Source organism: Nitrospira calida (genome assembly GCF_976986435.1).
This window is the reverse complement of record NZ_OZ335950.1, coordinates 2,811,263-2,824,083: the sequence shown is the minus strand read 5'-3', so window position 1 is coordinate 2,824,083 and position 12,821 is coordinate 2,811,263. Positions and strand designations below refer to the sequence as shown.

Annotated in this window: 11 protein-coding genes; 10 read left to right on the top strand and 1 reads right to left on the bottom strand. The window is 58.0% G+C overall.

Translation table 11 applies throughout. The annotated features are described in order from the left end of the window. Positions 1 to 6 precede the first annotated feature (6 nt). From tatA to ACWHTU_RS13895, 6 genes are all read left to right on the top strand, one after another. Positions 7 to 294: a twin-arginine translocase TatA/TatE family subunit gene (gene tatA, locus ACWHTU_RS13920; protein ID WP_447859977.1), complete on the top strand. Its 288-nt coding sequence runs from the start codon at positions 7 to 9 to the stop codon at positions 292 to 294. A 45-nt stretch (positions 295 to 339) separates the two neighbouring features. Then, entirely contained in the window at positions 340 to 1,596 is a 1,257-nt protein-coding gene (locus tag ACWHTU_RS13915; RefSeq protein ID WP_447859976.1) for an NHL domain-containing protein, read from the top strand. A gap of 91 nt (positions 1,597 to 1,687) precedes the next feature. Beyond that, entirely contained in the window at positions 1,688 to 2,509 is an 822-nt protein-coding gene (locus ACWHTU_RS13910; protein ID WP_447859975.1) for an ethylbenzene dehydrogenase-related protein, read from the top strand. A 160-nt stretch (positions 2,510 to 2,669) separates the two neighbouring features. After that, positions 2,670 to 3,092, top strand: coding sequence for a hypothetical protein (locus tag ACWHTU_RS13905; protein ID WP_447859974.1), 423 nt, complete (start codon positions 2,670 to 2,672; stop codon positions 3,090 to 3,092). A 34-nt stretch (positions 3,093 to 3,126) separates the two neighbouring features. Continuing rightward, positions 3,127 to 4,431, top strand: coding sequence for a multiheme c-type cytochrome (locus ACWHTU_RS13900; RefSeq protein WP_447859973.1), 1,305 nt, complete (start codon positions 3,127 to 3,129; stop codon positions 4,429 to 4,431). A 69-nt stretch (positions 4,432 to 4,500) separates the two neighbouring features. Continuing rightward, positions 4,501 to 5,745 (top strand): multiheme c-type cytochrome, encoded by a 1,245-nt coding sequence (locus ACWHTU_RS13895; RefSeq protein ID WP_447859972.1) that lies wholly within the window; start codon positions 4,501 to 4,503, stop codon positions 5,743 to 5,745. Positions 5,746 to 5,753: 8 nt separating this feature from the next. Here ACWHTU_RS13895 and ACWHTU_RS13890 read toward each other — a convergent pair whose 3' ends face one another. Beyond that, positions 5,754 to 6,008, bottom strand: a complete 255-nt coding sequence (locus ACWHTU_RS13890) for a hypothetical protein (protein WP_447859971.1) — start codon at positions 6,006 to 6,008, stop codon at positions 5,754 to 5,756. 246 nt (positions 6,009 to 6,254) lie between these two features. Between ACWHTU_RS13890 and ACWHTU_RS13885 the strand changes: the two genes are divergently transcribed. The 4 genes from ACWHTU_RS13885 to ACWHTU_RS13870 all read left to right on the top strand — a co-directional run bounded on the left by ACWHTU_RS13885 (position 6,255) and on the right by ACWHTU_RS13870 (position 12,817). Next, positions 6,255 to 8,315, top strand: coding sequence for a sodium-translocating pyrophosphatase (locus ACWHTU_RS13885; protein ID WP_447859970.1), 2,061 nt, complete (start codon positions 6,255 to 6,257; stop codon positions 8,313 to 8,315). 137 nt (positions 8,316 to 8,452) lie between these two features. Beyond that, a complete protein-coding gene (locus ACWHTU_RS13880) occupies positions 8,453 to 8,653 on the top strand; it encodes a ubiquitin-like protein Pup (protein WP_447859969.1) in 201 nt (66 codons plus the stop codon). A gap of 271 nt (positions 8,654 to 8,924) precedes the next feature. Further along, a complete protein-coding gene (gene recJ, locus ACWHTU_RS13875; RefSeq protein WP_447859968.1) occupies positions 8,925 to 10,628 on the top strand; it encodes a single-stranded-DNA-specific exonuclease RecJ in 1,704 nt (567 codons plus the stop codon). Positions 10,629 to 10,636: 8 nt separating this feature from the next. Next, positions 10,637 to 12,817 carry a RelA/SpoT family protein gene (locus ACWHTU_RS13870; RefSeq protein WP_447859967.1) on the top strand — a complete coding sequence of 727 codons (2,181 nt, stop codon included), beginning with the start codon at positions 10,637 to 10,639 and terminating at the stop codon, positions 12,815 to 12,817. The last annotated feature ends 4 nt before the right edge of the window (positions 12,818 to 12,821 follow it).

Sequence of the window (12,821 nt, the reverse complement as noted above, 5' to 3'; positions counted from 1 at the left end):
TCCATCATGTTTGGAAGCATCGGGTTCACGGAACTAATTCTGATCCTGTTCATCGTGTTGATTATTTTCGGGGCTGGGAAATTGCCTCAACTGGGCGAGGGGCTGGGGAAGGCGATCAAGGGCTTCAAGAAATCCGTTCACGAAGCTGACCAAATTGAAGCCGAAGCGCAGGCGCAGGCTCAGCAGGCTGCTGTTCTGCAGTCCCAACCGGCTCCGCAGCCGGCTCAGCCCGCTGCCGACGCTCCGGTGGCCGAACAGCCTGCCGCAACCGTCACGCCTCCGTCTCATGCGTAGGCAGTAAAACAGCGAGGCTGGGAAGGCGTACTGGTAGGACGTGTGATGGAAACTGACGTTCACCAATTGGCCGTTGGATACATCGAAACGTTTGCCGGAAACGGCAAGGCGCGTAGCACTGGAGACGGCAAGAAAGCCGTGAAGGCCGGGATTCCTCTTCCTCACCACGCCGCGTTGGATAAAGAAGAGAAGTGGCTGTACTTTGCCGAATCCGGTTCGGATCGTGTCCGGCGCATCAATTTGCTCGAAGGCACGGTGCACAACTATGCAGGCATTGGCGAAACCTGCTACAGCGGCGATTCAGGTCCCTGCAGCGAAGCCGGCCTTTATCTGCCGCTTGATGTGGCGTTTGATTCCCGAAACGATCTGTACATCTGCGACTCCGGCAGCAACCGGATTCGAAAAGTCGACCATGAAAGCGGAATCATTACGACCGTGGTCGGCACTGGCCAGCACGGGTTCAACGGAGACGGTCCGGCTCTGGAGGTCAATCTGACCTGGCCTGCCGCTATCGCGTTCGACGCGGATGATGTGATGTATATTGCGGATACGCAGGCTCACCGTATCCGTCGATATGATCCCCGGACCGGAATGGTGACGACCATTGCCGGTACCTGGTCGGCCGAAGATGACGCACGAGAACAACCGCTTGTCGCCAAGAACCTTGTTGTCCTTTCCGGCGATGCCATCGGGATTGATTTTAGTGATGATCACGGCTGGTTGATGCCGGTCTGTTCGGACGGTCTGGACCTTTCGCCTTATTTGGACGACGGGAAACCGGCCCTTGAAGCGAAGTTGTACGACATTGTCGGAATTGCCGTGGACGGTGAGGGGCATGTCTATATAGTGGATAAGGGAAGCAATCGGGTGCGCAAGATTGACCGATACACGGGCGTCATCTCCACGGTCGCCGGAGTATGCCGCTACGGCTTCGATGGGGACGGCAAGCCGGCAAACAGATCGATGTTGCATGCTCCTGAAGCAGTGGTGTTCGATCTCTGGGGCAATATGTATATCTCCGATACGATGAATCATCGCGTTCGCAGAGTAGATGCGAAAACCGGGATCCTGACCACGGTCGCAGGCAACGGTGACAGCGGCTATGAAGACAAGAACATGGGCGGATGCGGCGCGGCTCGGTTCGTGGCAAAAGAAGCGGCGGGTGCGCTCAAGCACGGGGACGGGCTACTGGCCATCGATGCAGTCGTGAATTCTCCCGTCGGCTTGGCGCTCGATTCTCAGGGTTACTTGTACATCTGTGAGCGAGGCGAGAACAAGATCCGGCGTATGCGATTGTGGTAGAGTTCAAACGGGTAGGTTCCTCGGGAGCGACGGTTTCGGTCGTCTATCCCGAGCCGTTCATTTACGGTTGCGAGACGGAACAATGGCGCACATGGCCAGATTGCGGACCGCCCGACCTTTCGGATTGTTTTTCCTGTGTCTGATCCTGATAAGCGCGTTTGTGCTAGGTGGCCTGGGCATTCCTATCGTGAGTTCCGAGGGGATGATTATCCGCTCCCATTTGATTGACGGCGAGATTCCCACCACCCCGGAAGATCCGACGTGGAACAAGATACCGCCGATGACGTTGCCGCTCAGCGGCCAGATCATTACGCGGCCGGTATGGCCCGAGCCGACCGCGAGGGCGCTGGTGGTGCGCTCGGTGCATAATGGAAAGGATATCGCCTTTTTGTTGGAGTGGCAGGACAACACTAAGAACGACCGACTCACGCCTGGCACGTTCCGAGACGGGGTTGCGGTCGGGTTGCCGCTTGGAGACGCCCCAGCTTTCTTCTGCATGGGCCAATTGGATCATTACATCAATATCTGGCATTGGAAAGCTGACTGGCAGAGCGATATCGATCGCCGGGCCGCTAGGGCCGCGGAGAAACAAAGTGGCGAAGTGCGACGGTTTGAAGTCATTCCGAGACGGGTATCGTCAGTGGAGGACCTGATCGGCGGCGGATTCAGTACTTTGACAACCAAGGAGAAGCAAGGGCGTGTCCAAGGAAAGGCGACATGGAAGGACGGGGTATGGCATGTCGTGATCTTCCGTCCGCTTTCGACGGAAGAGCAGGAAAACGAAGCTAAGCTGATTCCTGGCCGGATGCAAGCCATTGCGTTTGCTGTTTGGAATGGGGAGAACAAGGAGCGGAACGGGCAAAAAGCAGTGGCTCCATGGTTTCAGTTGTCGATTGATCCGGTGAAGCTATAGCCATCCTTGGGGTCGGTCCTCAAACGACAGAACCGATGAACGGATTACCGTCACGTTTCCGGAATCGCGCATAAGCATTGGAGTGAACAACTTGGAGGTTGGCGGGACCACCAATCGGTCGGCTGGACAAAGAGCCCTCCTCCGCGGCAGGGCTTTTTTTATGTTCATCTGCTTGGTCGCAGCTTGGTTGGGTGCCAGTTTTACTTCCCCTCTGCTGAATGCTGCGACCGATGGAGAGATGACCGAGGAAGAAGCGCTTAAAATCGGCGAAGAATTCGGCGTCGTGGTCGGACAGGTCGACGAGGAGATTCAAAAGGAATTGAAATTGCAGAAACCCGAAGGAGTGGTGGTCTTTGAAGTGATCGGCGGGACTCCAGCGGATCTGGCCGGTATCAAAGTGCGGGCGGTCATCAAGGAAATCGATAAGGTGGAGGTCCGGACCTTGAAGGATTTTGGTCTTGCCCTCAAGCGCGCCATTCCAACCTGCAACTTCACGGTCGGCACCTACGAACCAGCCGATCCCGATAACCAAGGCGTCGGGGGCATTCTCAATTTTCATTTTGTTGGCTGCAAGCGGGATTGACGCCGGACAGCGATCGGCGGTCGGAGAGTGCGGCATGCGACTGATGCAGAAGTTGGTGGTGGGTATTCTGCTAGCGCTTGTCCTCGGAGTGAACGCATTCTACCACGGAAAGGCTGTGGCGCAGAAAGTCGATGGACAGGCTCCCGAAGCGTCTAGCGACTGGGTGGCCGAGATCGAGAAGATTTTCATCCGTTCAGAAGATTGCAAGCAATGTCATGACCGGCATTTCGAGGAATGGAAGGGCATGCGCGAGCAGACGCCTGATCTGAAAACATTCGGACGAGTTGATGCGGCGCTGTTACACGGCACCTCGTTTGAGTCGCCGGTGTTCAGAACGGTGTTGGGGCTGTGGATGCAGACTAACCCGACGGCTGAGGAGCGCGCCCGGTGTCTGTCATGTCATGCGCCTGCAGTCACGGTGTTTCCACAACACGCCGACAAGATCGTCAACCAGATTCTCTCGGGCAAGGTGGAAGTGGAAGGCATCGGATGCGCCTCGTGCCATTTGATCAATTCGACGGAGAAGAACCCAGGTTCGCCGCCGACGTTCAAGGTTCAACCGGGGAAAGTGCTCTACGGGCCGTATGCGGATCCGGAAGAGAACCTGGTCCACCCGGCCAGTCAATCCGATCTCTACAGAGGGGCCAATTACTGCGCCGCCTGCCATTTCGACAAAGTCAAGGACGTGACACGGCGCGATCTTCCTGGCGAAATTCTTCAAGGCACCATTTGTCAGGATTGCCATATGGAACCATCCACCGGCAGCTCGACCTCCAAGCGTGGCGCCATGACGAGGGCGATCGGCCGCCACTGGTTCAGAGGCGTGGTGATTCCCGGCATCCTGCTTAAGAACCGGAACTTACAGGCCGAATGGATGCCCCGGGTGGATATCGAAGCCACCAAGTCCTCGACAGCCGTAGAAGGAACGGTTCTGGTGAGGGTCGGAAGCCTGCCGCACAGTTTTCCGGATGGAGACCCGGTCCTGAAGCAATTCTTTTTGACGATCACCGTCAAGGATGCCAAAGGGCTAGTGTTAGCTGAGGGGGTCAAGAAATTCGGATTGCCTTATGAGCAGATATTACGTGGGCCGATTCCCGATCCTTTCGTCAAGGGAGGCACGACCAGGCGGGTGCCGTTTTCGCTGACGATTCAAGGCGGGTCGGCGCCGGCCAGCGTGGAAGCGGTGTTGACCTACGCGCTGATTCCCGAGCCGACGCCCGCGCTGAAAGAGCGCTACCTCGCGACCTTGACCAACGACCAGGACCGGGCGACGGCCGTCAAAATCATCGAGGAATACACGCAGCCTCGCGTGCTGACGTTCCGGACAAAGTCACTTTAGTTCGCGTTGCGTCCGGCACGGCTGGAAGAGAAGTCCCACGAGCTTCCCGAGCAGGAAAGGGGGATCACGGTGAGTCCAACCAGAAGCGCAGGGCGGCTGGGTGCCGCCGGCGCGGTGTTACTGAGCGTCATCGTGGCCAGCAATGCGCCCGATGTGAGTGTGGCGCAGGATTCCGTCAAAGCACAGGCGGCCATCGAGAAGGTGTTCCCCCATTCCAACAAGTGCAAACGCTGCCACGAGCGAGTCTTTGAGGAGTGGGAGACGTCTCCACTCTCACGCTCCATCCATTCTCCGGCCTTCCGGGCGGCACTGGACGAATACCTCAAATTCTCCGGAGGCAAGGACAAAGCACTGTGCTTCCGTTGCCACGCCCCGCACGTGCGGGAGTTTGCGGATGCGGCGCAGATGTTCATCACGCAGGTGCAATCCGGAGATCCGACCATCGACGGGGTCGGCTGCGCCCAATGCCATCTGATCAAACAGGTCGATCGGAGCAGCCCTCTGCCATTCCCTAAGTACGAACCGGGGAAAACGCTTTATGGACCCTACAAGGATTTCGTTCAAAATCTGGCGCACCAATCCATGGAATTGGATTTGTTCCGCAAATCCGATCTCTGCCTGAACTGCCATCAGGCTGTTCCCACCGCGGCGAACCTCGGCAAGAGTAACGACCTACTGGGCAACTGGGATCAGAGCAAGGCGGTCAAATCGGGAAAGGAATGCCAAACCTGCCATATGCCGGAGCAGATCGGCGAATCCGCCAACGGCGAGAGCAAGCGAAAGGTTGCCAATCACACCTTTCCGGGCCGGATCGGGAAACTCCGTCAAGAGGCCGCCAAACTTGACGTGTCTGCGGATGTCAAGGGCGACAAGACTGTCGTCAAGGTGACCGTGCAGAGCCTCGTGCCACACAATCTGCCGACGACCCACCCCGCCTGGGCAAGCGTGGTGCTCGATTTTGTGATCAAAGGCAAGAATCTCAAAACCGTCTTTAGCGATCAGCGGGTTTATGGACGGACGTATGCGGATGCCAAAGGCGAGAAAACGGTGTTCGATTTCAAGGCGGTCAAGGTGTTGGAAGACACGGTTCTGAAACCGGAAGAGACCCGCGTGGAAACGTTTACCTTCCCGACGCCTAAGGACACCAAAAGCTTCGACATCGAGGTCGCGCTGAGCTACGCGCCGGTGACCGGCCCACCGGAGTTCTTGCAGCGAATTGAGGCGGAATCGCCCAAGGGCGCTCAGGACCCGGTCTTCCAACCGATCCCGATCGTTAGGTTGACGCGGAACATCCCGCTGGTGAAAATCGACTGAGCAGGCATTCAGTCGGCGACGATCGACGATCCGGGCGATTTCATTTTAAAAATCTGAATAGCCGAGTAAATGTTCTTGGCGGGTTGGTTGAGGATCAAGCGCGAATTGGTGATGTGAGTATCGATCAGTTCGTAGGGCCCTCCACTGTAGTAAATCTCACAGTCGTCCAGCGTGCAGTTCTTGAACACATGGTTGTCGAGCGACAGCTTGTGCTGCTTGAAGGTCTGTCCCTCCACGACGATATAATTCGGCTCGATTCCCATCGAATGGCCCCTCCGAAACGCGCACTATAACAGACTTTCTCTTCGTCTCGCAAACGGTCGGGTTTTCCCCGTTGTTCTTGATCATTTGACGCGCTCTGTATAGAATGACGCCGCTTTTTCGTACTTCCTTCGACGGACAATCGCCCCCGTCCGAATCGGCAGCGTATCCTCAGCGGTGAATGCTCTCCGTCGACGACGCGGATTGGAGCGGGAATCTCATGACCCCAAAACCAGGAGGAACATTCGGTGGACAGTGCATCGGCAGTCGTGATCTTCGCCATCGCCGCCGCGGCGGCCGGAATCGCTTACGGGCTCTATTTGACAATTTGGGTGTTCAGACTCCCAGCGGGTAATGCCGAGATGCAGCGGATCGCGCAGGCTATTCAAGAAGGCGCTGCGGCATATCTGAATCGGCAATATCGTACGGTCGGTATGGTTGCGGCGGCGTTGTTCATCGTATTATGGGCAGCCGGATCCTGGTCCGACAAGTTTGGCCTCCTCACGGCGATCGGCTTTCTGATCGGCGCGGCGGCGTCGGCGACGGCCGGCTATGTGGGGATGAACATTGCGGTCCGAGCGAACGTGCGAACGGCACAGGCAGCCCATAGCGGCCTGAATGCCGCCTTAACCGTTGCGTTTCGCGGCGGGGCAGTCACGGGATTGCTGTTGATCGGATTGGGCTTGCTGGCTGTGACTGGTTTCTACGCGATCGCGTCAGGGATCGCCGGGCAGGAAAAAGCGGTGCACGCGCTGCTGAGCCTCGGCTTCGGCGGAAGTCTTATTTCCGTCTTTGCCAGGGTTGGCGGAGGAATTTACACCAAGGCAGCAGACGTGGGTGCGGATCTCGTCGGGAAAGTTGAAGCGGGCATTCCTGAAGACGATCCACGTAATCCGGCGGTCATCGCCGACAATGTGGGTGACAATGTAGGCGACTGCGCGGGTATGGCGGCGGATCTCTTTGAGACTTATGCTGTGACGACGGTGGCAGCCATGGCGCTGGCGTTCACCATGTTCAAGGGACAGACCGAGCCGATCCTCTATCCGCTTGCGCTGGGCGCGATGACGATTTTAGCGACGATCATCGGGATCCTTTTCGTCAGAGTCGGCCCAGGAGGCGGCATTATGTCGGCGCTGTATAAGGGATTGTTCGTAGCCGGTGGGATCGCGGCAATCGCGTTTTATCCGATCACCGTCAAGCTGATGGACGGGGTGAGCGGGGTGAGCGGGGCAAGCTACTATGTGGCGGCGTTGTTGGGGCTCGTGGTCACCCTAGCGATGGTCTTCATCACCGACTACTACACATCCAAAAGCTTCTCACCGGTTCAGGAAATCGCCAAAGCCAGCGAAACAGGCCACGCGACCAACATCATCGCCGGTCTGGCGATCGGCATGCAAGCGACGGCCTGGCCGGTTGTCGTCATCGCCACCGCGATTTTGGCGAGCTACTGGGTCTGCGGCGGCCAGGCAGCCGGCGGACTGTACGGCGTGGCCATCGCGGCAGTGTCCATGCTATCAATGGCGGGGATCGTGGTCGCGATCGACGCGTTTGGGCCGATCACCGACAATGCGGGCGGCATTGCGGAAATGGCCCATCTCGGCAAGGAGGTGCGCAACATTACCGATCCGCTCGATGCGGTGGGGAACACCACCAAGGCAGTGACCAAGGGGTATGCCATCGGGTCGGCTGGTTTGGCGGCGGTGGTGCTCTTCGCGGAGTACGCCCGAGCAGTGGAGGCAGGCAGCCAGTCCACCAGTAGCTTCGATCTTTCGAATCCATCCGTCTTGGTCGGGTTGTTTCTGGGCGGCATGTTGCCGTTCCTCTTCGGTGCGTTGTGTATGAAAGCGGTCGGACAGGCCGGCGGTCTGGTGGTCGAGGAGGTGCGCCGACAATTCCGGACGATCAAAGGCATTATGGAAGGGACAGCCAAGCCCGAATACGGTACATGCGTCGATATCGTCACCCAAGCCGCGATCCGCAAGATGATGGTGCCCGGTCTGATTCCTGTGATTTCCCCGATTCTGGTCGGTGCGATCCTGGGCCCTCAGGCGCTTGGCGGGGTCTTGGTCGGCAGCATCGTCACCGGACTGTTTGTCGCCATTTCGATGACGAGCGGCGGCGGAGCCTGGGATAACGCAAAGAAGTACATAGAAGAACAAGGCAAGAAAGGCAGCGAAACGCACAAGGCCGCGGTGACCGGCGACACAGTGGGTGATCCTTACAAAGATACGGCCGGACCGGCGATCAATCCAATGATCAAAGTCATCAACATCGTGGCGTTGTTGATCGTGGCTCTGCTCGTGCACTGATGGAAACGAGACGAACACGTTGAGAGGCAGGGAGCGGCTTGACGGATTGAACAACGCTGGAGTATGGTGGGTTCTAGCATGTATCTTGCCCGGAACGGCGTCCGGCGCCGTTCCGCGGAAATGCGGGAGGTGCTCCTATGGAGAAACAAGAGAGGAGGCCGGAATCCACCAAAAGGGAACCGCAGGCCAAGGACGAAGTCAAACCCAATCCTAAAGTCGTCGAGGCCGGCAAGAAACTCAAAGAAGATATCGACAAACTAGTGGATGAGATTGACGACGTGCTTGAGGAAAACGCGGAGGAGTTCGTGAAGAACTACGTCCAGAAAGGAGGGGAATAACCCGCCCGCTCTAGACAACGCCCTGCCGTCGCTTTCCGCTATCCGCCCACTTGATCCGACCTCATTCTGGCCGACCGTTCCGTTCTTTGGAGTGATTGCCGCGCGTCGGGTATCCCCGATGTATGGATACGCAGTAGACCGGAGACTTCCCCTAGTTTGCGCTGCAAGTCGGTTTGACAAAGTGTCCGGGTCTCTATACTATTCCTGTGCTATTCTCTTTAGTTCTCAGAGGGTTGCGAAAGGGAAACCGGTTCGCTTTGGGAGGTGCGCGATGCGGCAGAAGCGGTGGGTGGTCAGAGACGTCTGCCAGACACAGCGGGCCGCGTTGGCCCACGCACTCTCGATCTCTCCCGTGACTGCATCCGTGCTTCTCGCTCGTGGCGTGACAACGCCTCAAGAGGCCAGCCGTTGGCTCTCATCCAGAGTGCAGGCGCCTCACGATCCTTTTCTCCTGCCCGATATGGAACGGGTGGTGGATCGGCTGCATCGGGCAGCGGTGAACGGCGAAAGGGTCTGTTTTTACGGCGACTATGATGTCGATGGTATCGTGGCCACAAGTCTGTATCTGACCTTTTTTCAGTCGCTTGGCGGGGCCGCGCTGGTTTACATTCCCCACCGTCTTCGAGAAGGCTATGGACTCAACGAGCCAGCGCTGCACCGACTCCGGCAGGAGGGCATAGGGCTGGTGGTGACGTCGGACTGTGGAACCACTGCGCATCGTGAAATTGCAACAGCCCGGGCGTTGGGGTTGGACATCATCGTAACCGACCACCATCAAACCGATGGAGCGATGCCGCCGGCGCTGGCCGTCCTTAATCCTCATCGGAACGATTCATGCTATCCCTTCAAAGGATTATGTTCCGGGGCGCTTGCTTGGAAGGTCGCGCAGGCCTATGGGTGGAAATACGGCGGCAGCGATACGGCGCTTGAGTCCATGATGGACCTGGTGGCCCTCTCGACCGTGGCGGACGTCGTGCCGTTGCAAGACGAAAACCGCGGGTTTGTCCGGGAAGGGCTGGCTCAAATGACGCGCGGCGCTCGCTGCGGTATCAGAGCGCTCAAGCTGGTGGCCGGTATCGATCGGGATTGTACCGCCGATATCGTCGCCTTTCGGCTTGCGCCTCGTGTCAACGCGGCAGGAAGGTTGGCCCATGCGCTTACGAGCGTCCGGTTATTGACGACGCAATCTGAACTTGAAGCGAAGCAATTGGCCGAGGAGCTTGAACGGCTCAACCGGGAACGCCAACAGATTGAAGAACGCATGATGGCCGAGGCAATGGCTTTGGTCGATGAAACAACCGATAGGCCGGCCCTGGTGCTCGCCTCACCGAACTGGCACCTCGGCGTGGTCGGGATCGTCGCAGCCCGTTTGGTTGAGCGTTTCCATCGTCCCGCGATCGTGATCGCCATGGACAGGCGGGGTGTGGGCAAAGGGTCCGCCAGAACGGTGCCGGGCTTCGATCTCTATCAGGCGCTCGCCGCGTGTCGCGATCTGCTGGACGGATTCGGCGGCCATCCGAGCGCAGCCGGGTTGACCATCAGAGAAGCGCATCTTTCTGCCTTCCGTGAACGATTCTGCGAGCTTGTGGCCGACTGGTTGGGAAACGAGCCGCAGCACCCGGCTCTCCATGTGGATGCCGAGGTTCAGCTGAATGACGTCGATGTGCGACTGGTGCGGGAGTTAGGCTCGCTCCATCCGTTCGGTGCGGGAAATCCGGAGCCGACGCTGGCCGTGCGGAACTTGGCGATTCTGGACGCGCGGGTCGTGGGTGAGGGGCATCTCAAGCTAACCGTTCGTCAAGGGACGTCCTTTCCCTTCGACAGCATCGGATTCCGCATGGGGTCACTGGCCGATCTCGGTCTTTCACCTCGACAGCCTGTCGATTTGGCCTTTGTGCCAGAGCTCAATCGATGGAACGGGCTGGACCGCATTCAGTTGCGGATCAGGGATCTCAGGGCCAGTCAGACGATGTGAGCGAAACAATGCCGTTTGAGACAATTACCGATATCGAACAGTTGATCGAACGGCTGAAAGGATATCACGCCGACGTGGATTTGTCGCTCGTTCGGAGGGCCTACGAGTTTTCCGCGAAAGCACACGAAGGCCAAACACGGCGATCCGGCGAGCCGTATCTCCATCACCCGCTGGCCGTGGCTGGGGTGCTGACCTCGCTCAAGACTGACGTGGCTGCCGTGGTTGCCGGCCTGCTTCATGACACGCTCGAAGATACTTTGGCGACTCCCGAAGAATTGGAGCGGGAATTCGGCAAGGAAGTGGTCCATCTGGTCGACGGTGTGACCAAGATCGGAAAGATTTCCTTCCGAAACTATGAAGAGAAACAGGCCGAAAACTTTCGCAAGATGGTGCTTTCGATGGCGGACGACATCCGCGTCGTCCTGATCAAGCTTGCGGATCGGCTTCATAACATGCGGACGCTGGAATACTTAAGCGAGTCCAAACGTCGGCAGATCGCTCAGGAGACATTGGAGATCTACGCACCCTTGGCCAACCGGCTCGGAATCGGCTGGATCAAGAACGAACTGGAAGACCTGTGTCTCAAACACCTCAAACCCGATGTGTACGAGATGCTCCGGGTACGGGTGGCCAAACGCGATGAGGATCGCCAGCAATACATCGACGAAGTCATCCGGCTCGTGAAGAAGGCCATGGCGGACGCCGGCCTGCCAGGCGAGGTCTACGGCAGGCCGAAACACCTCTACGGCATCTATCAGAAGATGGAGAAACAATCGATCTCGTTTGAGGAAGTCTACGATCTGACGGCGCTCCGCATCATCACCGATACCAAAATGAACTGTTATGCGCTGTTGGGCGTGATCCACTCGCTCTGGCGTCCCGTTCCGGGCCGGTTCAAAGACTACATCGCGATCCCGAAATCCAACCTGTACCAGTCACTCCATACAACGGTGGTCGGACCGAAGGGGGAGCACGTGGAATTTCAGATCCGCACCGAAGAAATGCATCGCGTGGCGGAGTACGGGATTGCAGCGCATTGGCGATACAAGGAACAGGGTCGGATCGACGAGCGCGACAGCAAGGTTTTTAGTTGGTTGCGGCAGTTCGTGGAATGGCATCAGGATCTGCCGGACAATCGGCAGTTTATGGACTCCGTCAAGCTGGACCTGTTCCACGATGTCGTATATGTCTTTACCCCGAAAGGCATGGTGAAGGAGCTGCCGAAAGGTTCGACGCCCGTCGACTTCGCCTATGCCATCCATACGGAAATCGGAGATCACTGCGTCGGCGCCAAAGTCAACGGCAAAATTGTTCCGCTCAAACATCAGTTGACCAGCGGAGACACCGTCGAGATCCTCACCTCGCCCAATCAAACACCCCACAAAGATTGGCTCAAGTTTGTCCGCACGTCGCGTGCTAAGACGAAGATCAAGCATTGGCTCAAAGCCGAAGAACAAAAGCGCAGCATCGAGATCGGCCGGCGGCTGCTGGAGGCGGAGTTCCGTCGGCACGGTTTGGCGCCGGCTCAGATGCTCAAGTCGGAACAGTTGTCGGAAGTGGCCCGGCAAGCGGGGTTTGAAACGACGGATGAGCTAGCTGCTGCGATTGGATACGGCCGCCTGGCGACCGCCCAGGTCGTCAGCAAGCTGCTTCCGGTTCCCACGGAGACCGAGGTCCCCGCGCTGCCGGGAGTGTCAGCGGCGCCAAAGACGGTCGTCGGGAAAACAGAGGAGAAGGGGGTCAAGGTCAAGGGCGCACGGGATCTACTTATGCAGCTTTCCCGCTGCTGCAACCCGGTTCCCGGCGACCGCATTCTCGGCTACATTACCCGCGGCCGAGGATTGACGATCCATACGGTCGATTGTCCTAATCTCGAAGCGCTGGATTACGATAGGGACCGGTTGGTGGAAGTGGAGTGGGATACCGCCGCGACCGGCACGCATGCGGTCAAGGTTTCCGTCATCGCTGTGGACAAAACCGGCGTATTGGCCAATGTCTCTTCCTCGATTGCGGAATGCCAGGCCAACATCAGCCGAGCCGAAATCACGACCCGCGAAGATCGGAAGGCAGTGCTGGATTTCGTGATCGAGGTCAGCGATACCGCCCATCTCGGTCGGGTGCTGAAAGCCATCGAGCGAGTGGACGGTGTCATTACTGCCAGACGCGTCCGAGCTTGGCAGGAGCGGTGACCTG

What these genes read in the sequence shown, in the direction of transcription:
- recJ (WP_447859968.1), top strand. Translation starts at nt 8,925, where the DNA reads ATGCGGCAGAAGCGGTGGGTGGTCAGAGACGTCTGCCAGACACAGCGG.
- ACWHTU_RS13870 (WP_447859967.1), top strand. Translation starts at nt 10,637, where the DNA reads ATGCCGTTTGAGACAATTACCGATATCGAACAGTTGATCGAACGGCTG.
- tatA (WP_447859977.1), top strand. Translation starts at nt 7, where the DNA reads ATGTTTGGAAGCATCGGGTTCACGGAACTAATTCTGATCCTGTTCATC.
- ACWHTU_RS13910 (WP_447859975.1), top strand. Translation starts at nt 1,688, where the DNA reads ATGGCCAGATTGCGGACCGCCCGACCTTTCGGATTGTTTTTCCTGTGT.
- ACWHTU_RS13905 (WP_447859974.1), top strand. Translation starts at nt 2,670, where the DNA reads ATGTTCATCTGCTTGGTCGCAGCTTGGTTGGGTGCCAGTTTTACTTCC.
- ACWHTU_RS13890 (WP_447859971.1), bottom strand. Translation starts at nt 6,008, where the DNA reads ATGGGAATCGAGCCGAATTATATCGTCGTGGAGGGACAGACCTTCAAG.
- ACWHTU_RS13880 (WP_447859969.1), top strand. Translation starts at nt 8,453, where the DNA reads ATGGAGAAACAAGAGAGGAGGCCGGAATCCACCAAAAGGGAACCGCAG.
- ACWHTU_RS13915 (WP_447859976.1), top strand. Translation starts at nt 340, where the DNA reads ATGGAAACTGACGTTCACCAATTGGCCGTTGGATACATCGAAACGTTT.
- ACWHTU_RS13900 (WP_447859973.1), top strand. Translation starts at nt 3,127, where the DNA reads ATGCGACTGATGCAGAAGTTGGTGGTGGGTATTCTGCTAGCGCTTGTC.